The organism is Microbulbifer maximicatervae (SeqCode) (assembly GCF_052467615.1).
Genome location: NZ_CP174319.1, coordinates 5,110,867 through 5,135,290 on the forward strand (window position 1 = coordinate 5,110,867; position 24,424 = coordinate 5,135,290).

General features: G+C 50.0%; 22 protein-coding genes. 7 read left to right on the plus strand and 15 right to left on the minus strand.

The annotated features are described in order from the left end of the window. Window positions 1-186 precede the first annotated feature (186 nt). From dnaG to rpsU, 3 genes are all read right to left on the minus strand, one after another. Window positions 187-2,151, minus strand: coding sequence for a DNA primase (gene dnaG, locus ACJJIM_RS22485; protein WP_444912031.1), 1,965 nt, complete (start codon window positions 2,149-2,151; stop codon window positions 187-189). A 15-nt stretch (window positions 2,152-2,166) separates the two neighbouring features. Beyond that, entirely contained in the window at window positions 2,167-2,613 is a 447-nt protein-coding gene (locus ACJJIM_RS22490) for a GatB/YqeY domain-containing protein (RefSeq protein ID WP_108731584.1), read from the minus strand. A gap of 197 nt (window positions 2,614-2,810) precedes the next feature. After that, window positions 2,811-3,026, minus strand: a complete 216-nt coding sequence (rpsU, locus tag ACJJIM_RS22495) for a 30S ribosomal protein S21 (RefSeq protein WP_020411530.1) — start codon at window positions 3,024-3,026, stop codon at window positions 2,811-2,813. 173 nt (window positions 3,027-3,199) lie between these two features. Here rpsU and tsaD point away from each other — a divergent pair, with 173 nt between their 5' ends. The 3 genes from tsaD to folK are packed head-to-tail and all read left to right on the plus strand — an operon-like array spanning window position 3,200 to window position 5,162. Continuing rightward, on the plus strand, window positions 3,200-4,234 hold the full coding sequence (gene tsaD, locus ACJJIM_RS22500) for a tRNA (adenosine(37)-N6)-threonylcarbamoyltransferase complex transferase subunit TsaD (RefSeq protein ID WP_444912032.1): 1,035 nt from the start codon (window positions 3,200-3,202) through the stop codon (window positions 4,232-4,234). A 44-nt stretch (window positions 4,235-4,278) separates the two neighbouring features. Further along, entirely contained in the window at window positions 4,279-4,668 is a 390-nt protein-coding gene (folB, locus tag ACJJIM_RS22505; RefSeq protein WP_444912033.1) for a dihydroneopterin aldolase, read from the plus strand. A gap of 2 nt (window positions 4,669-4,670) precedes the next feature. Beyond that, on the plus strand, window positions 4,671-5,162 hold the full coding sequence (gene folK / locus ACJJIM_RS22510) for a 2-amino-4-hydroxy-6-hydroxymethyldihydropteridine diphosphokinase (RefSeq protein ID WP_444912034.1): 492 nt from the start codon (window positions 4,671-4,673) through the stop codon (window positions 5,160-5,162). 68 nt (window positions 5,163-5,230) lie between these two features. On the opposite strand, the gene ACJJIM_RS22515 is transcribed toward folK, so the two are convergent. After that, window positions 5,231-6,343, minus strand: coding sequence for an NADH:flavin oxidoreductase (locus ACJJIM_RS22515; protein ID WP_444912035.1), 1,113 nt, complete (start codon window positions 6,341-6,343; stop codon window positions 5,231-5,233). A 148-nt stretch (window positions 6,344-6,491) separates the two neighbouring features. Here ACJJIM_RS22515 and ACJJIM_RS22520 point away from each other — a divergent pair, with 148 nt between their 5' ends. Beyond that, complete coding sequence (locus ACJJIM_RS22520) at window positions 6,492-6,953, plus strand: winged helix-turn-helix transcriptional regulator (RefSeq protein WP_444912036.1); 462 nt, start codon at window positions 6,492-6,494, stop codon at window positions 6,951-6,953. Window positions 6,954-6,973: 20 nt separating this feature from the next. Here ACJJIM_RS22520 and ACJJIM_RS22525 read toward each other — a convergent pair whose 3' ends face one another. The 5 genes from ACJJIM_RS22525 to ACJJIM_RS22545 all read right to left on the minus strand — a co-directional run bounded on the left by ACJJIM_RS22525 (window position 6,974) and on the right by ACJJIM_RS22545 (window position 12,211). Continuing rightward, entirely contained in the window at window positions 6,974-8,032 is a 1,059-nt protein-coding gene (locus ACJJIM_RS22525; RefSeq protein ID WP_444912037.1) for a type 1 glutamine amidotransferase domain-containing protein, read from the minus strand. Between the two features lie 202 nt (window positions 8,033-8,234). Continuing rightward, on the minus strand, window positions 8,235-9,482 hold the full coding sequence (locus tag ACJJIM_RS22530; RefSeq protein ID WP_444912038.1) for a hypothetical protein: 1,248 nt from the start codon (window positions 9,480-9,482) through the stop codon (window positions 8,235-8,237). After that, window positions 9,466-10,161, minus strand: coding sequence for a response regulator transcription factor (locus ACJJIM_RS22535; protein WP_444906520.1), 696 nt, complete (start codon window positions 10,159-10,161; stop codon window positions 9,466-9,468). Before ACJJIM_RS22535 ends, ACJJIM_RS22530 begins: the two co-directional genes overlap by 17 nt. A gap of 108 nt (window positions 10,162-10,269) precedes the next feature. After that, on the minus strand, window positions 10,270-11,007 hold the full coding sequence (locus tag ACJJIM_RS22540; protein ID WP_444912039.1) for a pteridine reductase: 738 nt from the start codon (window positions 11,005-11,007) through the stop codon (window positions 10,270-10,272). Further along, a complete protein-coding gene (locus tag ACJJIM_RS22545) occupies window positions 10,991-12,211 on the minus strand; it encodes a multifunctional CCA addition/repair protein (protein ID WP_444912040.1) in 1,221 nt (406 codons plus the stop codon). Before ACJJIM_RS22545 ends, ACJJIM_RS22540 begins: the two co-directional genes overlap by 17 nt. 531 nt (window positions 12,212-12,742) lie before the next feature. Between ACJJIM_RS22545 and ACJJIM_RS22550 the strand changes: the two genes are divergently transcribed. Next, complete coding sequence (locus ACJJIM_RS22550; RefSeq protein WP_413664235.1) at window positions 12,743-13,315, plus strand: helix-turn-helix domain-containing protein; 573 nt, start codon at window positions 12,743-12,745, stop codon at window positions 13,313-13,315. Between the two features lie 76 nt (window positions 13,316-13,391). Here ACJJIM_RS22550 and ACJJIM_RS22555 read toward each other — a convergent pair whose 3' ends face one another. The 3 genes from ACJJIM_RS22555 to ACJJIM_RS22565 form a co-directional block, all read right to left on the minus strand. Continuing rightward, window positions 13,392-14,981 (minus strand): SpoVR family protein, encoded by a 1,590-nt coding sequence (locus ACJJIM_RS22555; RefSeq protein ID WP_444912041.1) that lies wholly within the window; start codon window positions 14,979-14,981, stop codon window positions 13,392-13,394. Beyond that, a complete protein-coding gene (locus tag ACJJIM_RS22560) occupies window positions 14,981-16,258 on the minus strand; it encodes a YeaH/YhbH family protein (protein ID WP_413664237.1) in 1,278 nt (425 codons plus the stop codon). Before ACJJIM_RS22560 ends, ACJJIM_RS22555 begins: the two co-directional genes overlap by 1 nt. 238 nt (window positions 16,259-16,496) lie before the next feature. Continuing rightward, window positions 16,497-18,419 carry a PrkA family serine protein kinase gene (locus tag ACJJIM_RS22565; RefSeq protein WP_413664238.1) on the minus strand — a complete coding sequence of 641 codons (1,923 nt, stop codon included), beginning with the start codon at window positions 18,417-18,419 and terminating at the stop codon, window positions 16,497-16,499. Between the two features lie 339 nt (window positions 18,420-18,758). On the opposite strand from ACJJIM_RS22565, the gene galE reads away from it, so the two are divergent. Beyond that, window positions 18,759-19,787: a UDP-glucose 4-epimerase GalE gene (galE, locus tag ACJJIM_RS22570; protein ID WP_413664239.1), complete on the plus strand. Its 1,029-nt coding sequence runs from the start codon at window positions 18,759-18,761 to the stop codon at window positions 19,785-19,787. A gap of 349 nt (window positions 19,788-20,136) precedes the next feature. Continuing rightward, window positions 20,137-21,462 (plus strand): hypothetical protein, encoded by a 1,326-nt coding sequence (locus ACJJIM_RS22575; RefSeq protein ID WP_444912042.1) that lies wholly within the window; start codon window positions 20,137-20,139, stop codon window positions 21,460-21,462. A 114-nt stretch (window positions 21,463-21,576) separates the two neighbouring features. On the opposite strand, the gene ACJJIM_RS22580 is transcribed toward ACJJIM_RS22575, so the two are convergent. The 3 genes from ACJJIM_RS22580 to pdxA form a co-directional block, all read right to left on the minus strand. After that, window positions 21,577-22,389 carry a symmetrical bis(5'-nucleosyl)-tetraphosphatase gene (locus tag ACJJIM_RS22580; RefSeq protein WP_413664241.1) on the minus strand — a complete coding sequence of 271 codons (813 nt, stop codon included), beginning with the start codon at window positions 22,387-22,389 and terminating at the stop codon, window positions 21,577-21,579. A gap of 27 nt (window positions 22,390-22,416) precedes the next feature. Then, window positions 22,417-23,217: a 16S rRNA (adenine(1518)-N(6)/adenine(1519)-N(6))-dimethyltransferase RsmA gene (gene rsmA, locus ACJJIM_RS22585; protein WP_413664242.1), complete on the minus strand. Its 801-nt coding sequence runs from the start codon at window positions 23,215-23,217 to the stop codon at window positions 22,417-22,419. Between the two features lie 149 nt (window positions 23,218-23,366). After that, complete coding sequence (gene pdxA / locus ACJJIM_RS22590) at window positions 23,367-24,350, minus strand: 4-hydroxythreonine-4-phosphate dehydrogenase PdxA (RefSeq protein WP_413664243.1); 984 nt, start codon at window positions 24,348-24,350, stop codon at window positions 23,367-23,369. Window positions 24,351-24,424: the final 74 nt, after the last annotated feature.

Here is a 24,424-nt window from a genome sequence, read left to right on the forward strand (position 1 = left end):
GAATTCTGGGAATGAAAATACGGGACAAAGACGCGGGATTATAGCGTATTTGCACTAGCAATAACCACTCTAGCTGTCAAGTAACGGCATAGGTGCGATGTTTAGGGTGCTGGGGTTCCCGATCCCGCCCGGCGGGGGTGAGTGAATATAGTGCTGAGCCCGCAGTTTTCAAGGGGTTGGCGCTTATTAATTCTGCTTTTTTCGCCAATTGGCTAATAGAGCCAGTTGTTCTTCAGGGCTCAACTGAGCGCTATTCCTGAGTTGATCGAGTAAATCGCGGTTGCGCTGTTTGTCCGCAGCTTGTTTCAGGCGCAGCAGACAGTCGTTAAATTCGGTGTGCGGATCGTATTCCAGGTTGCTGTCATCCTGGGCGAGTTGCCGCGCGACCGATACCAGTGGAGAAATAGCGAGCTTGGCCAGGGTATCGCAAGATTCTGCGCTGTGATGTGCACGCCAGTGGCCGATCAATTGATAGAAATTTAATTGGGGGCGGCTTTTGTACAGCTCTACCAGCTGGATAAACAATGCCAGGTCTGCATTGCCCTCAATGGGGAATTGCTGTGGATTTTCAATTTGTGCTGCCAGCTCCGGGTGGTGCAACAGCAGGGCGATCAGCATACGCTCTGGCGGCAGGAGATATTGGCTCTGGCGGCGCGGACTGTCGTAACTCGGTGCTGCACTTTCACTGAAGTTGTTGTCGCGCTGCCAGGGTTCCGGCGGTGTGCGGTGCTCCAGCTCTTCGTGAGGGGAGGGTGCTTGGTGTGGCTCTCCCGGTGCAGCTATAGGTTGCGGGTGGGGCTGCTGCGGCGTGCGAGCTTTTTCTGTACGGATAACCTCTTGCAGGGTTTCCTTATCGAGCCCGGTGCGCGAGGCCAGTTGTTGGAACATCAGCTGGCGGTAGACGCCATCGGGCAGCAGGTCCAGCAGGGGAGCGGCGAGCTTGGACAGGCGCGCGCGGCCGTCCATGGTCTGCAGGTTGATATCTTCGCTCAGTAGATCGAAGAGAAAATCTTCCAGCGGTAGGGACTGCTCCTTAATTAACTGCTGGAAACGTTCACCGCCCAGTTGGCGTACCAGGGTGTCCGGGTCCTCGCCTTCCGGCAGCAGCAGGAAGCGCAGGCTGCGCCCGTCCTGCATCTGCGGCAGGGCCGACTCCAGAGCGCGGCGGGCGGCAGCGCGGCCGGCGCGGTCGCCGTCAAAGCAAAACAGCAGTTCCGAGGTGTGGCGGAAGGCGAGTTGAATGTGGTCTTCGCCACAAGCGGTGCCCAGGGTGGCGACCGCGCAGCGGATATCGAACTGGGCCAGGGCCACCACATCCATATAGCCTTCAACCACAATCAGGCGCTCTAAATTGCGGTTGGCCTGGCGCGCTTCCCACAGGCCGTAGAGTTCGCGGCTCTTGTGGAAAATTGGGGTTTCCGGAGAGTTCAGGTACTTGGGTTTGTCGTCGCCCAGTACCCGCCCGCCAAAGGCGATGGCGCGCCCGCGCTGGTCGCGGATCGGGAAAATAATACGGCTGCGGAAGCGGTCGTAGTGGTGGCGCGCGTTGGGCTTGGTGTTGCCATCACTGTCCTGGCGGCGAATGGCCAGGCCTGCCAGTTCCAGTTGATCCGCTTTCTCGGGGGTATCGGCTAATGCATTGAGCAGGTTGTCCCAGCCTGGGGGCGCAAGGCCGATACCAAAGTCCCGGGCAATCTCACCGGAGAGGCCGCGATTGCGCAAGTAGGCCACCGCATTGCCTGCGGCGGGGTGGTTGCGCAGTTGTTCACGGTAGTAGTCGGCGGCTTTCTCTGTGAGCTGGTAGAGAGATTGACTCTCCCGCTGGCGCTTTTCTTGCCCCGGTGCCAGTTGTTCCCTGGGAACTTCCAGTCCACGGGTGGCCGCGAGTTTTTCCACCGCTTCTGGGAAGGGCAGGCGGTCGTACTCCATGAGGAAGCCGATGGCATTGCCATTGGCGCCGCAGCCGAAGCAGTAATAAAACTGCTTGTCCGCACTCACGGTAAATGATGGGGTTTTCTCGTCGTGGAAGGGGCAGCAGGCAGAGTAGTTTTTGCCTGTTTTACGCAGCTTGACCCGGCTGTCCACCAGCTCGACGATATCTGCCCTTGCGAGCAGATCGTCAATAAAGTGCTGGGGTATCTTGCCGGCCATGGGGATTCGCTCAGCTTAGGCCAGTTGGGCCTTCACCAGTTTGCTCACCGCGCCCATATCTGCACGGCCCTGCACCTGGGGTTTAACCTGGGCGATGACTTTGCCCATATCCGCCATGCTGTTGGCACCGGTGTCTTTGACGGCGGAGGCAACGATATCGGTAATCTCAGCTTCGCTCAGCTGCTTCGGCAGGAATTCCTGGATAACTTCAATTTCAGCCTGCTCTACTGCTGCCAGTTCAGCCCGGCCAGCTTTCTCGTACTGGGTAATGGAGTCGCGGCGCTGCTTGGTCATTTTGTCCAGCAGGGCGAGGATACGGGCGTCATCCAGGTCGATGCGCTCGTCGACTTCAACGCGTTTGATCTCGGCGTTGATCAGGCGCAGGGTGGCCAGGCGCTCTTTGTCTCGCGCTTTCATTGCGTCTTTAGTGGCTTGGGTCAGGGTTTCCTTGAGAGTGCTCATAATGAGTGTTCCGGGATTGTTGGCAATGAATTTTGGATCAGGGGCTTAGGATAGCTTGTCTGCTGGGCGGGGGAAATGCGTTAGCCCAAACGAAAAACGGCGCGCGAGTATGGCTCGCACGCCGTTCTTTATAGCTCCGCTACGGGCTAAGCCCGTCCGGCCGCCTCGCTGCGACAGGCTTATGCAGCCTGCGGCTCTTAGTAGAGACGCTGGAACTTGCGGTTTTCGCGCTGAAGCTTTTTAGCGTGACGCTTTACAGCGGCAGCAGCTTTGCGCTTACGAACAGCGGTGGGCTTCTCGTAGAACTCGCGACGACGTACTTCAGACAGTACGCCTGCTTTTTCACAGGAGCGCTTGAAACGGCGCAGGGCGATATCGAAAGGTTCGTTGTCTTTGATTCGTACAGAGGGCATTAGGATACCTGTTAAAATTCGTTTCTCTCGGCCATTCCGGCAATGCTCTCGCAGTTGCATCCGGTGGCCGGTTCACAGCGAGGGCGCAAATTCTAAACACTCCTATACGGGATCGCAACCCCATTTTCCAGTATGATAACCACCCCTCGAAGTAGTCACGAGAATGAGATCAAGTGCGCGTCCTTGGTATAGAAACTTCCTGCGATGAAACTGGCGTCGCTATTTACGATTCTGAGTCCGGTTTGCTCAGCCATGCCCTGTTCAGTCAAGTGGACCTGCATGCCGATTATGGCGGTGTAGTCCCCGAGCTGGCGAGCCGTGATCATGTGCGCAAGCTCTTGCCGCTGATTCGCCAGGTAATGAAGAAGGCCGAGACCAGCCCTTCAGACCTCAATGGCATCGCCTATACCGCAGGCCCCGGTCTGGTGGGAGCGCTGATGGTCGGGGCCTGCGCGGCTCGTGCTCTGGCCTATGGCTGGGATATCCCGGCGGTGGCGGTGCACCATATGGAAGGCCACCTACTGGCCCCAATGCTGGAGGATAATCCGCCCGCCTTTCCTTTTGTGGCCCTGCTGGTTTCCGGCGGACACACCCAGCTGGTGGAGGTGCGGGGGCTCGGTGATTACAAACTGATGGGTGAATCCCTGGATGACGCCGCCGGCGAAGCCTTTGATAAGGCCGCCAAAATGCTCGATTTGGATTATCCCGGTGGCCCGCGTTTGGCTGCCCTGGCGGAGAAAGGAGACGCCAGGCGCTTTACCTTCCCGCGTCCTATGACTGATCGACCGGGGTTGGATTTCAGTTTTTCAGGCCTTAAAACCTTCACCCTGACGACGGTGCGCAAGCACGCCCTCGAGGATGGTTTACCAGACGAGCAGACTTGCGCAGATATTGCTGCGGCTTTCCAGGAGGCGGTAGTGGACACCCTGGTGATTAAATGCCGTCGCGCTATTAAGGCTTCCGGCTATAAAACCCTGGTGATTGCCGGTGGAGTTTCCGCAAATAAATTATTGCGTGAGCGTTTGGAAACGAGCCTGCGAAAGGATAACGCCAGCGTCTACTATCCCCGCCATGAATTCTGCACTGATAACGGGGCCATGATCGCCTACGCCGGTAGTTTGCGCTTAAAAGCAGGGGAGCAGACGAGCCTTGCGGTAGATGTGCGTCCGCGCTGGCCCATGACAGAATTGCCCAAGACCGAACTTTAAAAATCCCAGGGATAGCCTGGCATTAAAAAGAAAAGAGCCGATAAATGGATATTGTTTATATACGGGATTTAAAGGTGAATACCATTATTGGTATTTACGATTGGGAGCGGGAAGTGCGCCAGACGGTCAGTCTCGATTTGGAGATGGCCTTCGATATTAGTGAGGCGGCGCGTACAGACAATATCGAGTACACACTTAACTATAAAGCGGTGGCCAAGCGCTTGATCGCTTTTATTGAAAGCAGTGAGTTTCTGTTGGTGGAGACCATGGCAGAGCAGGCTGCGGCAATTGTCAGGGAAGAGTTTTCTGTAAACTGGCTGCGACTGCGGTTGTCCAAGCCGGGTGCGGTCAGAGGGTCCAGGGATGTGGGTGTCATTATTGAGCGCGGCGAGAGGCCGGCAAAAGGTGCAGCAGCGATGTCTGCGGGAGTGTAAACGTGGCTCAGGTGTATCTCAGCCTCGGCAGTAATATCAATCGCGCGCAATATATCCGCGCAGCGCTGGATGCCCTGACCGGGCGGTTTGGCGAATTACAGGTGTCCCGGGTCTTCGAAAGTGAAGCGGTAGGTTTCCAGGGTGATAACTTTTACAACCTGGTGGTTGGGCTGCAGACTGACCTGCCGGTAGGGCAGCTGGCCCTGTGTCTGCGCGGTATTGAAGATGCCAACGGCCGCCTGCGCTCCGGTCCCAAGTTCAGCGCGCGCACCCTGGATATTGATATTCTCACCTATGATCACCTGACGGGAACTGTCGATGGGGTAAAATTGCCTAGAGGTGAGATTGTAAAAAATGCCTTTGTTTTACAGCCCTTGGCAGAAATTGCTCCAGAAGTATTGCATCCGGTCGAGCAGAAAACATACCGCCAGTTGTGGGATGAGTACGACCAGGCTTCACAAAAATTGTGGCCGGTAGAATTTATTTGGCCGTGATTCCAATAAATTTTTAAAAATGCAGATAAAAAAGCAGCCCTTTGAGGCTGCTTTTTTGTTAGGAATAATTAACTTAGGCTCATTAGCGCTTCTTTGGTGAACGGAGTGATTTCCTCCGCGCGATCTTCACGCACCTTGGCGAACCAATGTGGGTCTTGTAATAGCGCGCGGCCAACGGCAATCAGGTCGAACTCCTGGTTGTCCATACGGCGGGTCAGTTCGGCTAAATCGGTAGGATTGGCAGTGCCGCCCATGCCCTGGTTATTGCCGCCGATAAAATCATCGTCGAGGCCGACACTGCCGACAGAAATTACCGGTTTTCCCGTCAATTCCTTGGTCCAGCCTGCCAGGTTGAGATCAGAACCCTCAAATTCTGGCACCCAGAAGCGTCTTGTAGAGGCGTGGAAAATATCAACGCCGGCTTCAACCAGCGGTGTCAGGAAGCGTTTCAGTTCTTCCGGGTTTTGCGCCAACTTGGCTTCGTAATCCTGCTGCTTCCATTGGGAGTAGCGCAGCACTATGGCAAAATCTTCGCCCACGGCTTCACGTACCGCTTTGATAATTTCCACTGCAAAGCGGGTGCGATTTTCGATGGAGCCACCGTACTCGTCATCGCGTTGGTTGGTACCTTCCCAGAAAAACTGGTCGATCAGATAGCCGTGGGCGCCGTGGATCTCTACGCCGTCGAATCCGATTTCCTTGGCTGCTTTCGCCGCGTCCGCAAAAGCTTGTACAACTTCCTGGATGTCCTCTTTGCTCATCGCCTGGCCATTGGGCTTGCCGGGTTTGAACAGGCCTGAGGGGGAGTAGCCGGGCACTGATTTATCCGGGCCTATGCCCTCTTTGCGCACGGAGCCTACGTGCCATAACTGCGGGATAATCTGGCCACCGGCAGCGTGTACTTCGTCTACCACTTTTTTCCAGCCGGCGAGAGCGGCCTCACCGTAGATTGCCGGAACATTCTCGTAGCCGTTTGCAGCTTTATGATTAACGAAGGTGCCTTCGGTAATAATCAGTCCCACTTCGCCCTCGGCGCGGCGGCGGTAATAGCCGGCCACTTGATCATTGGCTGCATAGCCCGGTGACATAGTGCGGGTCATGGGAGCCATCGCAACCCGGTTGCGCAGCTTTAGGGATTTATGCTCGAAGGGACGCAGTAGGTTGTCCAGGGAACCACTCATATTTCTCTCCTGAATGTCTCGATTCAACACTGGGACTCACTGGTCCCACTAGGTCACAACTAAAATGGTTGCGTTATAAGACCTTATTTTGAAGTTGAGTTCAACATTTGGTTTCGTATTGCAACCTTTTTACCGGTATACTGGGGGTATGTCACGTAAACGTTTTGATGATCTCAATTGCTCCCTGGCTTGCGCTCTGAATGAGGTGGGGGACTGGTGGTCCCTGCTGATAATTAAGCAGGCGATGCTGGGTACCCGCCGTTTTGTGGATTTCCAGAGAAACCTTGGAATCGCCAAGAATATCCTTGTGGATCGGTTATCCCGTTTGGTGGAAAACGAGGTGTTAGTGCGCTTTGATGCGGGCGAACACGGCACTCGCTACGAGTATCGCTTAACAGAAAAAGGCCGTGACCTGTTTACGGTGGTAATCGCCCTGCGTCAGTGGAACCTGCGTTGGAATGGCAATAAAGATGGGATGCATCTGGTCGATAAAATCAGTGGCGAACCAATCTCCGAAGTGGCTGTGCAGAATGTCCAGGGACAGAAACTCAGTATCCGCGATGTATTATTTGTGGATGAAAATGGCCAGCCCCTGGATCAGGCTGGCTAGCTGGCTTTTGAGGGGCTCTATCAATCCTGGCTCTTGGACAGCAGTCTGATTATGTCCAATGCCCTACCCGGCTCCCAACGCATTGCAGAGACAACGCCATGCATGGCCAGTAGGCGCTTGTCTATTTCCCCTTCCTCCTGAAGCTTATGCAATTTCTCCGTGGCCTCGGTAAAGCCGTGTTGCTCATAAGTGAGTAGTAATTTGACGGTCTGCTCCGCTGGAGTGACTTGGCGTGGAACAGGGGTATAGCCCATCGCGCTTACCATACTCTCAGCCGCCAGCCAGGTGGACCAGGGGTTTTGCCCGGTAATAAGCTGGCCATCCACGCTGACTTGTTCCAGGTAAGTGGGCCCAGCCTGAAAAAACGCGCCTTGCTCACGTAAGCGATCCTCAAGCAGGAATGGAAATCGTTGCTCGGCGTCAGGGATAAGAAAAAGCTCCTCTGCGTTAGTAAAAGCACTGATCTGCCGATCGGCGATTAAGGGCTTGCCATTATCCAGGGTGACATTGGCAAGGGCTGCTGGCCCGTGGCATACCGCTCCGATAATTTTGCCGCTGTTATAGATTTCCCGCACCAGGGACTGGATATGGGGATTGTCGGGGAAATCGAACATGGTGCCTTTACCGCCGACAAAAAATACGGCCTGGTAATCCTCTGCTGATACCTGATCGATAGGAATACTGTTGTTGACCTTTTGTTGTGCCTCCGGGTCATTGAGAAAGGCATAGTCGAAAGGCCCCAGATCATCTTTATCGATCACCGCAGGCGGTTTGCCGCCTTTGGGACTGGCAATATCGACAATAAATCCGTTGGCTGAAAAGATGTAATAGGGGCGTGCCAGTTCAGTTAATTCATAACCAGTCGCCTTGCCACTATCTCCCATCGTTTCAGTACTGGTGACAACAGCTAAGATTTTTCCTCGGCTTTCCCTGGGTAATTGTTGTAAATACGGCAGGTCACTTACTGTCGTAGTGGAAAAGTCCTGATCTTGGGGTGGAATTAGGCCCTTAATCCAAATAATAAAACCAAAAAATACAGACAAAGTCAGTGCCAGGGAAATAACAATTTTCTTCAACATATTAATCTCCAAAATTGCAGTAGTAGACGGAAAATCTTCTAGTGAGTTCGTAGGAGAATAAGGGACGGAAGGTGAAATTCAGGTGAGATTGTAATTGCTATTTAGGAAGAAAGAAAAAGCTGCACTCGAGATCGTATAAGGTATGGATGCCGATTCACTGTGCATCTCGAGCGCATACGGTAAAAATTTGAATCTTAGAACGCTACTGTGTAAAAGACAGAGCGCACTGATAAATATTGTTCCGACATTGGATAGAGATGGTCCAATTTAAGGCTTCACAGATTCTCTTGGCCAGGAAAAGGCCTTGACCAATACCGTCACTGCCTTCCCTTTTTTGGCCGGGTAAGAGGGAGGTTTCTAAATCTAATTGGTTATCTGTGGCGTTCTCAAAAAAGAGTGTGTCCCCCTTATAGGTAATAACCAACTCAGGGCTGGTAGCGTGCTGTAATGCATTGCTGATCAAGTTGTCGAATAGCAGACTTACCAGGTGTCGATTAGCCAGGGCTCTGGCTTTGTGCCCTAATTTTAAATCAACATTAAAATTCTTTTGTACAATTAGCTGGTGTTGAGTTAAAAGACGCTCCTCTAGTAAAGCACGCAATGGGATATCTTCCGACTGTAGAGACTCAGAGCGGGCGAGGGCTAATAGTGTCTTAACGGTTTTTTCCATACCGGTAACAGTTTCTAATAGCTCACTTTTCTCAGCTAAAGTCATTTCCCGATTTTGACTGAGAGCCAGTGTGCTTTTCAGAATGGTTAGCCCGGTGCGCAACTCATGGCTCGTATCCCGGGTAAACTCAGTTTCCCTGCGCAATGTTAGCTTGAGCTGGTTAAGTGTATCTTGCAACGTACTTGCGAGATAACCGATTTCATCTTGTTCATTGTTATAGGGCAGGGAAATTTGAGAATCGCAGTTTCTCTGCTGCTGAACTGCTTTAGCAAGGGTTACTACAGGAGCGATGGTTTTACGGGAAATACGAAAAGCACAATAGAGGGCTAAGAGTAGGGTCAAGATACAGGCGCTGGCAAAGAGCCAAAGAAGTTTTGAAGATTGTCGCGTAACAGTGAGCAATTCACTGACTTCAGCTACGAGAACGGCGGAATGGTTGTCCGGAAAATGTACTCTGCGTAAATGGAAGTGATGTTCAGTATCACTAAACCACTCAGCCTTTTCTGCATAGCTTGGTAGGGCAGTGCGCAGTTCGGCCGGAATTATTTTGCTTTCAGTGTATAGCGTTAAATAGGGTAGGCGTGGCTCTGGGGTCGTATTAGTCAGTCTTGCCTGCTGTTCGAGGTAGCGGACTTCTCCGGCCAATAAGTTATCGAGTAAATGGTCTTCAACTACATAGGCGACCATCATACAAATGGCAAAAAACACCAAGCATAGCAGCAGGGTAAAACTGCCAAAAATAGCGAAGACCTTCCTCTGTAAATTACTGGTTTCGCGCATTGGGAGTTTCCAACTGATAACCGAGATTGGTGATGGTTTTCAACATAGGGGCCTGGAAAGGCTTATCCAGTGTTTGGCGAAGACTATAAATGTGGGATTTTAAGGCGTCTGTTTCTGGGGGTTCATCACCCCAAATATGGTGGATTATTGCCGAGCGGCTTACTGGTGCTGGCGACGCCTGGGCGAGCATAGTGAGAATGCGAAAACCGATAGTTGTCAGGGGCAGAGGTTGTTTATCCCGGTAGGCCGTTTGCTGGCGCTGGTTTATCTGTAAATCACCGACCTTAATTTCTTCACTGGTATGCAGCTGGTGTCTACGTGCCAGGGCGCGGCATCTCAGTATCAGTTCCCTTGGTTCGAAGGGCTTACATAAGTAGTCATCGGCACCGATACCAAATCCGCGTTCTTTATCTGCGAGAGCATCTCGGGCAGTTAACATCAGGATTGGCATGTTAACTGGCGCTTGTGCCTTGATCTTTTCGCAGACCTCCAAGCCGTCCATATCCGGCAGGCCCAGGTCGAGAATGATCAGGTCGAAGATTTGTTCCAGGGCCAGCTGTAAGCCCTGGCGACCCCGGTGGGCATAATCTATCTGCCAGTCCTCAGCATGTAGGAATTCGGCAAGCTGGCGGGCGATAGTGGGGTTATCTTCAATCAACAATATCTTCAGTGAGCGCACCGGAAAATCTCTTGTGGCAGAGGAAGTTACAAAACATTCTGACAGAGTGCCGGTGAAATTGAAGTGAAGCCCCGTTGTTGAACTGTTTTAGGTATTGGTTGGAGTGCTCTAGATATTGAGGTTGCGGCCGCCGTCAACGGCAATAACCTGACCGTTGATATAGGGGGCATCACAGGCAAGGAAGCGCACGGTCTTGGCGATATCACTGGGGTCACCGGTTCGGGCCAAAGGAATGCGCTGGGTGATTTTTGCTTTCTTGGCTTCGTTAGTTGCCTCTTGTTCTGGCCAAAGAATGGCACCGGGGGCGACTGCATTGACCCGAATCTGGGGCGATAGCTCCAGAGCGAGGCTTTTTGTCAGCATTACCAGCCCAGCCTTGGCGGCGCAGTAGATAGTATGCTTGGGCATCGGGCGCTCGGCGTGAATATCCGCCATATTAACAACGCAACCCAGCTGTTGGCTGAGTGTTTCTTTCAGGGCCTGAGTGAGAAAGAAGGGGGCTTTGAGGTTGCTGCCTACCAGCCGATCCCAGTCCTCCTCGGTTGCACTTCCCACAGGTGTGGGGTGAAATGCTGAGGCATTGTTGACCAGAACATCAATACCGCCCCAGGCCTCTTGTGCACGTTGGGCCAGATTGGAACAGGCTTCGGCGCTATTCAACTCACTGTGCAACGCTATGGCAGAGTTGGGGCGACGTTGGTTCAGCTCGTTTGCCAGGGCCTTGGCAGCATCAGCCGAGTTGCGATAGTGAATAACAACTCTGTGATCTCTATGCAGCTCTTCAGCAATAGCACGGCCCAGGCGTGCGGCGGCACCGGTAATCAACACATTACGCAATGTAGTCATCCTTTACTCTGGCGATTGCCTTGATGCGCTCCCGGTCCAGTGCTTGCCCCAGTTTCGCACCCTGGTAGCCCTGTTTAATCAACTCCTCGGCAGTTACTGCCGCTGCCCCATCTCGAGCGGCGCGTAAAAAGTCCACCTGTGGATAATCTCGATTCTCCAGCCCCTCACGACCTCGGGCATCTGCCTCGCAGGCGCGAAGAAAGTTTTCAAATCGCTCGGGACGTCGCAAGGCATCCAGACTGCGGATCATTTTCATAATGGTCTGTGGGCGCAATTCGAAGGCTCTGTGGCAGTGCAGGTGATATTCGCAGACCCCGACAGCTAGTGCAGTCAGGTCTTTTGGGGTACGCCAGCGCTCACAGACGGCCTTTACCAGGGGCACGCCTGCGGCCTCGTGGCCGTGGTGGCTGGGGAGAATCTCCTCGGGAGTCAGTCCTTTGCCCAGGTCGTGTAGCAGTACTGCAAAACGCAAGGGGAGCTCTACCGGGGCGGCGCGCAGGGCTAGTAGTACGTGTTCTCCAGTGTCCACTTCGGGGTGGTGTTTGGGCGGTTGGGGAACACCAAACAAATTCTCTAGTTCTGGTAACAGTACCGAGAGGGCACCGCAGTCTCGCAGTACCCGAATAAAAATATCGGGGTCTGGCTCGGTAAGCGCCCGGCTTACCTCTTTCCAGACTCTCTCGGCCACCAGATATTCCACTTCACCCGCTTCTACCATCTGGCGCATGAGTATCATGGTTTCAGGGGCAACGCTAAAGCCAAGGTGATGGTAGCGGGCGGCAAAGCGGGCGACTCGTAGAACTCTTAGCGGGTCTTCTGCAAAAGCAGGGGAAACATGGCGCAAAAGCCGAGCTCCAAGATCTTCCTGCCCTCCGTAGGGGTCAATTAGATTGCCGTCGCTGTCTTCTGCAATGGCATTAATAGTGAGATCTCGCCTCAGAAGATCCTCTTCCAGGGTGATATTGGCATCAGCGTTAACGGTAAAACCGCCATAGCCGTGTCCGCTCTTTCTTTCGGTGCGAGCGAGCGCGTATTCTTCACCGGTCTCAGGGTGTAGGAATACTGGAAAATCTTTGCCGACTGGGCTGTATCCGAGGTCCTGCATTCTATCTGCATCTGCCCCAACCACCACCCAGTCACGCTCGGTGACTGGGCGATTCAAAAGTCTGTCGCGCACTGCGCCGCCAACAAGGTAGATCTTCAAAGCATTTGCTCCAGAGCTGGAGGGACCACTGATCTGATAGGTGATTGTACTGCCATAAGTCCATTTGTTCCGGCGTTGTTCCAGGTTTGTCTGCTGGACGGAGGATGAGCGGTAGGAGTGTAAGAAGCTTCGGCAAGATAAAAAAAAGGCCCCGAAAAAACAAGGGGGCCCAGGGTCTTAGGGTATTCGCTTAGCAAACATTTCTTTGCCAACTGTGGGGCTCTGACTTAACGGCCACACCACTGGAAAGGATCGCGTGACAAGTCCCAAGTCACGAATCTAGTGTCATTCTAAGAAACCTGTCTTACCTGTCAACTATATCTATTAGTATTTTTTGAGGGGGTTGTTCCGCTGTTCGTTAATAAATTACATGGACCGAATTTCGGGCTGGGTTTGCAGCATTAAACAGCATAATTTATAGGGGCGGTTCAGCTGGGCAGGATAATTTCACGTGTAACTCTGTGGGGCAGAGGATACTTTCGGGAAGTTGACTGTTCTTCTTTTTAATCGCAGTTGTTGGGGAGAATAAAGATGAGCGAATTACATGTGCTAACCACCGGGGAAGCAGCCAGGTACTGCGGTGTTAACTTCCGAACGGTGATTCGCTGGATTGAGCGTGGCCAGCTCAAGGCATACAAACTTCCAGGGCGTGGTGACCACCGTATCTGTGTTGAGGATTTCGTGGGCTTCCTGCGGGACAACTCAATGCCAGTTCCGAACGACCTGGCAGTTCCCAGTCGAAAAGTGCTTTTGTTAACGACTGATCCTGAGCTGACTTCAGGTGGACGCCAGGCGCTTCAGCAGATGGGGTGTGAAGTAGAAGTAGCCAGTGATAGTTTTTCCGCCGGTATCTTGATGGCGAGTGCCAAGCCGGCGTTGTTAGTAGTTGACACTGGATTGCTTGGGGAGAGTGGGTTTCAGGTGCTGGACTACCTCAGGTCCCGCAGTGAGTATTCAAATTTGAGCATTCTGGTTGTGCCTTCTGATGACGATGGCGAGAAAGCCCGTTGGCTGGATGCTGGAGCTGATGCTCTTTTAACTCACCGTTCTGAGCACGGTGAACTTTCTGCAAAGGCCAAGCTTTTGTTGGAAGCTGATGCCTAAGTAGCGCGATTCGCTAGTGGGTATTATTTCCCCATTCTGTGCGGGGCTGGTATTTCAACAGTTCCCGCGCTGAAACCTAAATGGGTTTTGGTATTAACATAGACTCTTCTTCACCCTCCGGTCGGTCCCGACCTTGCTCCGGGCAGTGACAACTGGCCGTTATTTGATCCCCGTTCAAACTGTTCAGGTGAACATCGAAGCCCCATAGCCGGTGAAGATGCCTTAATACCTCTGCTGTATCTTTACCAAGAGGGCGACGGCGGTGCTGTGTGTGGTGCAGGGTCAGTGAACGGTCACCACGGGTATCTACTGAATATACCTGGATGTTCGGTTCCCGATTGCCCAGGTTGTACTGTCCCGCAAGGTTCTCTCTTAACTGGCGATAACCGCTCTCATCGTGAATTGCGCTGACAATGATATCGTTCTCTTTATCGTTGTCGCTGATACAAAACAGTTTCATGTCTCGCATAACCTTGGGAGACAGGAATTGTAAAATAAAACTTTCATCTTTGAAGTCGCGCATGGCGAATTGAAGGGTTTCACGCCAATTACTTCCAGCAATGTCTGGGAACCAGCGGCGATCCTCTTCAGTGGGGCTTTCACAGATACGCCGTAAGTCAGTAAAAATACTAAAGCCCAGGGTATAGGGATTGATACCGCTGTAGTGAGGGCTGTCAAAAGAGGGTTGGTAGATAACATTGGTGTGGCTTTGAAGAAACTCCATCATAAAGCCTTCAGTCACCCGCCCGCGCTTGTACAGCTCGGTTAAGAGAGTGTAATGCCAGAAGGTAGCCCAGCCCTCATTCATTACTTGGGTTTGCCGCTGTGGATAAAAATATTGGGCCAGCTTACGTACAATACGCACCAGCTCCCGTTGCCAGTTTTCCAGGAGAGGGGCATTTTTCTCAACAAAGTACAGGATATTCTCCTGAGGCTCTTCGGGGAAACGTTTCTCCTTTGTCTCCTCTATACCGTCACCGAGTTTTGGGATGGTCCTCCATAAATCATTGAGCTGTCTCTGGCGGTACTCTTCTCGCTCTTGCTGTTGGCGTTCTTCTTCAATAGCCGAGATTGGGTAAGGGCGTTTATAGCGGTCTACACCGTAGTTCATTAGGGCATGACAGGAGTCGAGAATGGCCTCGACTTCATCAAGCCCGTAGCGCTCTTCACAGCGGGAAATATAATTTTTGGCAAAGATCAGATAGTCAATAATACTGCTGGCATCTGTCCAGGAGCGAAACAGGTAATTCCCTTTAAAGAAAGAATTGTGCCCATAGGAGGCGTGAGCAATCACCAAAGCCTGCATTGTCATGGTATTTTCTTCCATGAGGTAAGCGATGCAGGGATTAGAATTAATGACTATTTCATAAGCCAGCCCCATCAATCCGCGCTGGTAATTATTTTCCACGCTGATAAATTGCTTGCCAAAAGACCAGTGGTGATAACCCACTGGCATTCCTACCGAGGAGTAGGCATCCATCATCTGCTCTGAGCAGATAACTTCAATCTGATTTGGGTAGGTATCTAACCCAAACTCTTCTGCCAGTGCGCCGATGGCGCGATCATATTCCTGAATTAATTCAAAAGTCCATTCTGAGCTTGTTGATATGGGCTGACGCGACTCAGATTCAGATGCTTCAGCGCCACTGGCAAATTTGTCGAGCATCAGGCAGTCACCTTTTGGCGGAATAGTTGTCGGAACACCGGATAAATATCCTGTACATCGACAATCTGCTCCATAGCAAAGTGATCGGGGAATAAAGTGCGGACACTTTCATACTCTTCCCACAGGGCCTGGTGATCTCTGGGAGTAATTTCCACATAAGAGTAATACTGCACATGGGGCATAATATCGTCGATAAGGATTCGGTGGCAGGTACTGGAGTCGTCGTTCCAGTTATCACCATCTGAGGCCTGGGCTCCATAGATATTCCATTCGCTGGCGGGGTAGCGATCTCTTATAATGCGTCGCATTAATTTGAGCGCGCTTGAGACAATGGTGCCACCAGTTTCCCGTGAATAGAAAAACTCCTCTTCATCAACTTCTTTGGCGCTAGTGTGGTGTCGAATAAAAACGACTTCTGTATATTCATAACTGCGCTGTAGGAACAAATATAAAAGTAAGAAGAAGCGTTTGGCCATATCCTTTGTGGCTTGGTTCATCGAGCCGGATACATCCATCAGGCAAAACATCACCGCCCTAGATCGAGGTTTTGGTTGTCGAATCAGCAGGTTATATTTCAGGTCGAAATCATCGAGGAAAGGGACTCGATTGATACGGCTGCGAAGTTCGGCGATTTGGTTTTTAAGAGCCTCAATTTTGCGCTGGTCTCGCAGAGCAGTATCTTTGTTTTCTTCTTGGGATAGGTCTTCCTCTAAATTGCGCAGGTTTCTTCGCTTATTACTGGTCAAGGCTATGCGTCTTGCATGGGCAGCCCTGAGTGAGCGGATCACATTGAGACGACCTGGAGTTCCTTCATTACTAATTCCGGCACGTACTATTTGAAAAGACTCGTTGCCGGCCAGGCGTTGCTTGATCATATTGGGCAGCTGGAGCCCCTCAAACATAAAGTCCAGAAACTCTTCTTGTGATATCTGGAAGACAAATTCATCAACCCCTTCCCCGCTATCACTGGCACCACCACCATTTCCATCACCGCCTCGCTGACCTTGACGAGGGATACGATCACCAGCAGTAAACTGCTTGTTTCCGGGTAAAACTCGCTCTACGTGCCCACCGCTACCGTGAGAAAATAAGGGTTCGCTGATATCCCGAGTAGGGATACTGATTTGCTCTCCCTTATCCATGTCCATAATAGAGCGGCTATTCATGGCGTCGCCGACAGCTTTCTTAATGTGAGCCTTATAGCGCCTTAAGAATCGCTGCCGATTAACGGTACTCTTTTTCTTTCCATTCAAGCGGCGGTCGATGATATAGCTCATATTTCTGCCTTTGTTCTGAATAAAGCTCACAGGCATTCATCGCCATAAATCTATTCAGAATATTTCCTGCTGAATCCACCAAACACAATTATTGGTATCTTCACTATAGCGAGCCATTGAGGGTCCCGATGAGATGCGGTGAAATCACTCAAGTGCTCACTAAAAGTTAATGATCTAATCAGTATCCGGGTTTGGCTTCCTCGTGTTTTTCCAGTGACCTTAATGGAGGAAAACCTTACTATTGAGATTTTCTCACGCGTAGATACCATTCGGATAACAGTCTAACCTGCTTCTCGGTATAGCCGCGTTCAACCATACGCGCAACGAAGTCTGCATGCTTGCGTTTATCATCTGCTGACGCCTTGGTATTAAAGGATATAACTGGCAGAAGATCTTCCGTATTGGAGAACATTTTTTTCTCGATAACGGCACGTAATTTTTCGTAAGATCTCCAGTCGGGGTTTTTTCCTTGATTGTTAGCCCTGGCGCGGAGTACAAAATTGACTATTTCATTGCGGAAATCTTTCGGATTGGAAATTCCTGCAGGTTTTTCTGTCTTTTCAAGCTCTTCATTAAGGGCGCCGCGATCCAGTATTTCACCGGTTTCTGGGTCGCGATACTCCTGGTCCTGTATCCAAAAGTCGGCGTAAGTGACATAGCGATCAAACAAGTTTTGGCCGTATTCAGCGTAGGATTCCAGGTAAGCTGTCTGAATTTCCTTGCCGATAAATTCTACGTATCTTGGAGCTAAATATTCTTTGATAAACCCAAGGTAAGTCTCTTGCACTTCCGGTGGAAATTGCTCCTGCTCTATTTGCTGTTCCAGAACATAGAGCAGGTGGACTGGGTTTGCCGCCACCTCAGTAGCATCGAAATTGAAAACTTTTGAGAGGATCTTAAAGGAGAAACGGGTGGATAGTCCGTTCATGCCTTCATCTACCCCTGCATTATCTCTGTATTCCTGAATGGTTTTTGCTTTGGGGTCGGTATCCTTCAGGTTTTCACCGTCATAGATACGCATCTTTGAATAAAGGCTGGAGTTCTCAGGGTTTTTAACTCTCGACAATACAGAGAATTGCGCCAACATCCGCAGGGTGTCTGGTGCACAGGGCGCTTTTGACAAGGAGCTATTTTCTAGCAGTTTCTGATAGATTCGTATTTCTTCCTGCACTCTTACACAGTAGGGCACCTTGACGATATAAATACGATCCAGGAAAGCCTCATTGTTGCGATTATTGCGGAAGGATTGCCATTCCGATTCATTGGAATGAGCGAGGATTGTACCGTTGAACGGAATTGACCCCAATCCCTCTGTACTGTTGTAATTTCCTTCTTGTGTTGCAGTTAGTAGGGGGTGAAGCACCTTGATAGGCGCTTTGAACATCTCGACAAACTCCATCAGTCCCTGGTTGGCCCTACATAAACTACCAGAAAAGCTATAGGCATCAGGGTCATTCTGGGGGAAATCCTCAAGCTTACGAATGTCGATCTTGCCAACCAGTGATGAAATATCCTGGTTATTTTCATCACCGGGCTCTGTTTTTGAGATGGCAACTTGATCGAGAATAGAAGGACGAATTTTTACGACACGGAATTTACTGATGTCCCCTTTAAATTCATGCAATCGCTTAACAGACCAGGGAGACATAATAGTGTTGACGTATCGACGTGCAATGCCGTAGTCCTCTTCAAGGATGCGGCCATCCTCAGTAGGAGAGAAAAGGCTCAAGGGAGATTCAAATACTGGAGATCCCTTAATTGCATAGATGGGCACCTGCTCCATCAAGGCTTTTAGCCGCTCTGCAAGGGATGACTTTCCGCCACCAACAGGACCTAGCAAGTACAGGATTTGCTTCTTCTCTTCCAGACCCTGTGCGGCATGTCGGAAGAAAGAGACAATTTGCTCTATGGCTTCCTCCATACCATAGAATTCACTGAAGGCCTTGTATCGCTTAATAACCTTATTACAAAAAATACGTGACAGGCGCGGGTCCCGTGAGGTGTCTACCAGTTCGGCCTCGCCAATGGCCATCAGCATCCTCTCAGCTGGTGACGCATAGGCACTGCGGTCTGTCTTACACAGCTCCAGGTATTCCTGAATACTGAGTTCCTCGTCCTGGATAGATTCGTATCTTTCCAAGTAGTGATTGAAAATTGTCATGGTGTCTACCTCCCTGTAGCCTACTGGAATTAGCTCAGTTTCCTGCTTTGGTTAGGATGTCGTACGCCCTTGGCTTCTCTTGCCCAAATGGGACGAGCGATGTATGAGCTGTAAAGTCCAGATCGTGTTTGGGATACGCTTGGCGTGAAGCACTATCGTTATTGCCGTTGTGAACCTTGTTCTTTGCTGGAGTAAGTGTTGAATGCTCTCCAGCTTTTCCAGCATAGCTTTCCCTTTGAATGAGACAGTGGAATGTCACTTATATAGGTTGAATTGGGCGGCTGTTTTACGCTTTACTACAGCCCATATTGGGTATTAGAGAAATATTGAGGAACATAAATGGCGATTTTGGTGACTGGAGGTGCCGGATATATTGGCAGTCATACCTGTATCGAGTTGCTTGCTGCCGGCTTTGAGCCTGTAGTTGTGGATAACCTATCGAATAGCAGTGAGGAAGCCCTACGGAGGGTCGAGTTAATTGCTGGCAAAAATATCCCTTTTCACCATCTGGATATTAGTGATAAGGAAGGTTTACGCAAAGTATTCTCTGATCATAAGATTGACGCCGTAATTCACTTCGCGGGGTTGAAAGCAGTTGGTGAATCTGTTGCGCAGCCTCTGCGCTATTACCAGAATAATGTAGCTGGGACCTTAACTTTATGTGAGGTGATGGAGGAGTTTGGAGTTCACCGCCTGATCTTCAGTTCGTCGGCAACGGTCTATGGTGATCCTGAAACAGTACCAATTAAAGAAGATTTTCCTACTGGCGCAACCAACCCCTATGGCTCAAGTAAGTTGATTGTGGAAAACATGTTGCGAGATCTTTGTGCTGCGCCGAACAGCCAGTGGAAAGTGAGCTTGTTGCGTTATTTCAATCCGATTGGGGCCCATGAAAGTGGGACTATTGGTGAAGATCCCAGTGGTACCCCCAATAACTTACTACCCTATGTTTCCCAAGTGGCAGTAGGTAGATTGGAGCAGCTACAGGTTTTTGGTGGTGATTATGATACCGTCGATGGTACTGGGGTTCGAGATTATATACATGTAGTTGATCTGGCTCGCGGACACTTGGCGGCGCTAAACTTAATATGTAAAGAAGAAATTTCTGAGGGTTGTTATACCCATAATCTGGGGACGGGACAGGGCAGTTCTGTTTTACAAGTCGTTCGTGCTTTCGAGAGTGTCAGCGGGAAGGAAATTCCCTATAACATTGCTCCGCGGAGACCCGGAGATATTGCAGAGTGTTACGCAGATCCAGAGCTGGCTGAAACAGAGCTGGGGTGGAAAGCTGAGTATGATTTAGTGCGTATGGTGAAAGATACCTGGCGTTGGCAGTATAAAAATCCTAAAGGGTACAGTGCAGATTAGGCAAAATTAAGTTAAGGAAATTTGATCCTATTTTTGCCTCACAGAGGATTAGGTTTTTCTATCAACCTGATAATGCTCATTGCTTGCGCAGCTCCATGCGGATATTGCAGGCAATGAGTTTCTTTCATGTTCTAAATAAAATTATATCAACAGTGCCTGCGTTAAGGGGTCATTAAGCTACTGATAGATACAATCCTGTTGATTGACTTGAACGTTTCTGATTAACGAAGAATAAGAATTATTTGTCTGTCTGGTTGTATGTATAACTCTGTATTGATAGTTATCAATATATGGAAGCATTTATTACTTCAATTTTTATTTATTTTTCTCAATCTAAAAGGAGTTAAGATTGAAATATATTCAGTTTTTACTGTTAGTTTTAACTGGTTTTTCAGCTTTAGCTGAAGATATATCTGGGGTGGATATCGCGATTGAGAAGCAGGGCGATAAGCTCTGGAAGCTTACTTATCAAATGGATAGGCCGGCAAGCCGGATTAGCTTTGTACGTAACCCGGATGCCTCTCGTATAAAACGCTGGAAGTCTGTGTCACCAGAATTTGAATTGGTTTCTATGGATGGTGAAGAGTTTCTGGTTAGAAAAGATAGAAGTTCATTCGAACACATTGAAATTTATTTGACGCCTAGCTATATATCTCTTCCCAAAGACTATGCACCTTTCTCTCCCTATTCAGATGGTGGAAGCCTGATATACACAGGCCGCTTTTTTGCTTGTATTGACAACTGTGATGATAAAGTAAAAGCCTGGCGAATAACTATGCAAGTTCCCCCAGGTGAGCATATGATCATTAACGGGAAGATAAATGTTGGGACCGCCAGCTGGATTGATCGTGATAATGGAATGAATGTCTATGTTGGAACTCAAGAACCTATAAATACAGCTAGTGTTGTAGCTGTTATTGATAACGGTTTGCCAGAAAAATTGAGATTGTCTTTAGAATCAGATATTCCCAGGTTAATGAGTTATTTTGAGCAAAGGCTTGGGGCACTAAGTGGAACAAAGCCTGCTTTGTATGCATCCTATGCGAATGTCGATGATAACTCTTGGCAGGGGGGGACCTTACCACATCAGGTTTTTATGCATTGGAATATGAATGAACTTGATGGGAAATTTTCCGACCCTAACTTTATTAATGAAACCATTTGGTTTTTTGCTCATGAGGTCGCACATTTATACCAGCAGGGTAGCGAAACAGGATTGTATGGTGATGCAAATGAATCGTGGTTACATGAGGGGAATGCGGATTGGTTAGCCGCGCTGGCTTTATTAGATTTGTATCCCGAGTCATCAAAATATGTCTCTAATAAAATTAAGGCTTTTAAGGAAAGTTGCACAAAAGGTGTAAAAGAGATTCCTTTGGTTGAGGCTGCTAACAGGGGCAGGTTTGATCTGAATTATAGCTGTGGTCTGCTCATACATCGAGCAATTGACCTGTTTCTGCAAGGTGAAAATACTGATCCGTCAAATATTTTTTCAATGTGGAGCAGTTTTCGTCAAGAGGTCGAGGGCGGCGGAGAAAAAGGCGCTGATACTTTCTTGGTGCTTCTCAGCCAGAGGGAAGGAGCAGCGGAACTTGTTAACTCTATTGAGCTTTTACTTGATGGGAAACCGTCGAGTGTAGGAGTTGCTTTGGATCAATTAACTTATGGCTTATAAGGTTATTCAAGCTAGGTAAACTGACAGTTACACTCCCAGGTGATAACTGTCAGTTTATTTTTTTAGATTCGGTCGGTTTAAATTCTTCTTTTAGGCTTCAGGGCGAAGTGATTTTTATAAGCTACAGTCTGTACAAAAAAATTCTTCATCACTTAATCGCATTGCAGTCAGGTATCCTCCCCAAACGCAACCTGTGTCTAGGGCATAGATATTCTCAGTATCTGCACGGCCTTCCAGGGCAGCCCAATGCCCAAAAATAATCTTGTCATTTCTGGTTTTTCGATTGGGAAAGCTAAACCATGGCTGGTATTCACCGTGAGAGGCCTGGACCCCCTTTTTATTGATTAGATCCAGCGTGCCATCAGCCTTACAAAATCGCATTCTTGTGAAGTAATTGGTAATGGACCGCAGGCGTTCGATGCCGATCAAATGATCATCCCAACAGTGTGGCTCATTACCGTACATGCCATAAAAAAATGCCTTTGCCATAGCTTCGTCGGCGAGGGCCTTATGCACTTCAGTGGCGAGCTTTTGCGCTTTAGTAACGCTCCAAATGGGGGGGATACCCGCATGCACCATGGTGTACCCCTTCTTATGTACTAGAAGGGGTAGGCTTTGTAGCCACTCCAGTAACTTATCAGAATCTTTTGCTTTTAAAACCTTGGCAAGGTCGTGCTCTTTTTCAGACAGAGATTTAGCGCCATGGGCGATCGCCAGTAAGTGGAGATCATGGTTGCCCAACACTGCTGTAACCTGCTGGCGGTGCTCATAGAGATAGCGAAGGGTGCTCAGGCTATCCTCACCCCGGTGAACCAAGTCTCCGGCAAGCCAGAGTTTGTCACGGTCAGCACTAAAATTGATTTTCTTGAGAAGGCTTTGAAAAGCTGCAAAGCATCCTTGAATATCTCCGATGGCGTAAGTTGCCAAGGTTCCCCCCAATAATGTGAAAAATAATTATTGTTGTTGCAAGTTTGTACAGTAGTCGGCCAGCTTAACAAAGTCCTCGACGCTTAAGGTTTCTGCTCTGCGGCCGGCATCAATGGGTAGCAGCTCGGGGTCGAGATCCGGGAATAGGGGTTTTAAAGCATTGCGCAGGGTCTTACGGCGCTGCTGGAAGGCTATATTGACGATTCTTTCCAATAATCCTTCATCTCTTGCGGTAAATGGCAGAGTGCTGTGGGGAACCAATCTCACGATGGCAGAATCCACTTTGGGGGCGGGCCGGAAGGACTGCGGAGGGACAGGGAATAGGCCCTGTACGCGACAGTAATATTGAACCATCACGCTAAGTCGCCCATAAGATTTAGTCGAAGGCGTAGCGCTGAGCCGATCTACCACCTCTTTCTGAAGCATAAAATGCATATCCTGGACTTGCCCGCGAAAACTGAGCAGATGGAACAGTAATGGTGTGGATATGTTATATGGAAGGTTACCGACAATGCGTAGCTGCTTATCTCCAGCAAAGGTGCCAAAGTCAAATTTTAATGCGTCCTTTTCAATGATGCTAAATTCCGGGTATTCCCTGAATTTAAATTCCAGCATCGGAATCAGGTCGCGATCCAGTTCGACAGCGGTTAGAGATGGGCACCGTTTTAGTAGTAATTCTGTAATTGCCCCTTGGCCCGGGCCAATTTCCACTAGCGTATCTGACTCTTTAGGGCCTACCGCACGAACAATGCGCTCGATAATATTTTCATCGACGAGAAAGTTTTGTCCAAAGCGTTTGCGGGCTTTGTGTTGAAAGAAGTTATCCATTGATATATCTGTAACCTGGATGATTAATTTTGCGGTTAAGCCTTGGGGTGCTAGTGAGCATTTCAGTTGGATACCCTTTAGGGCCTTTCACTGCGCTCACGTGGTGAGGGCATGGTTTACACTTTCTTCAAGCAAGTTTTAGGCACTGGTTAGGAACTGCGCAATTTAGCTATCGCCACAGCCTGAGACAGTGCGGCTTTGAGGCTGCCGCAGTCTGCAATGCCTGTGCCCGCGATATTGAGAGCTGTGCCGTGGTCTACTGAAGTGCGGATAAAGGGTAGCCCCAGAGTGATATTGACGGCGTGGCCAAAACCCTTGAATTTTAACACTGGAAGCCCCTGATCGTGATACATAGCTAAAACGGCGTCACATTCCGACAAATGCGGCGGGGTAAAAAGAGTGTCTGCGGGAAGTGGACCTTTCAGTGATATACCTTGGTGGCGCAAGTGTTCGAGTGTGGGTTCAATTATTTCTATTTCCTCATGGCCTAAGTGTCCCCCCTCTCCAGCATGGGGGTTGAGGCCGCAAACGCTAATACGAGGATTGGAGATGCAGAAATGTTCCCGCAAACTGGCGTCGAGGATGGTAATAATCTGCTCTAGAAGCGGGGGGGTGATAGCAGCGCTCACCTCTTTGAGGGGCAGGTGAGTTGTCACTAGAGCAACTCGAAGGTCCTCTGCTGCTAGCATCATAACGACACGCTCAACACCGGCTTTTTCAGCAAAGAACTCTGTATGGCCGCTAAATGGAGTACCGGCATCATTGATAATGCCTTTGTGTACGGGCCCTGTAACCACGGCATCAAACTGGCCGGCCAGGCACCCCTCTGCCGCAACTGTAAGAGTTTCCAATACATAGGGTGCATTGACTGCATTCAGCAAGCCGGGTTTAGCAGGCTCGGCTATGGAGACCGGTAGTATGTAGAGAGCACCGGCAGGTGTCCCCTCTGTGCCTGCTGTGGACAGAGGAAGGAGCTGAAGAGGCAACCCCAATGCCGCAGCGGTCTCTGTCAGTAGCAGGGGATCAGCAATTGCGACAATCTGTGCTGGAGAACTCTCTTGTGCAATCTTCACAGCCAGCTCAGGGCCAATACCTGCAGGTTCTCCGGGGGTGAAGGCAATTTTAGGAGCCATTGCTATATAACTTTCCTGTAGCTACAAAAAAAAACCGGGCACAGGGCCCGGTCTTTCCCGCTGAAAAAGCGGCT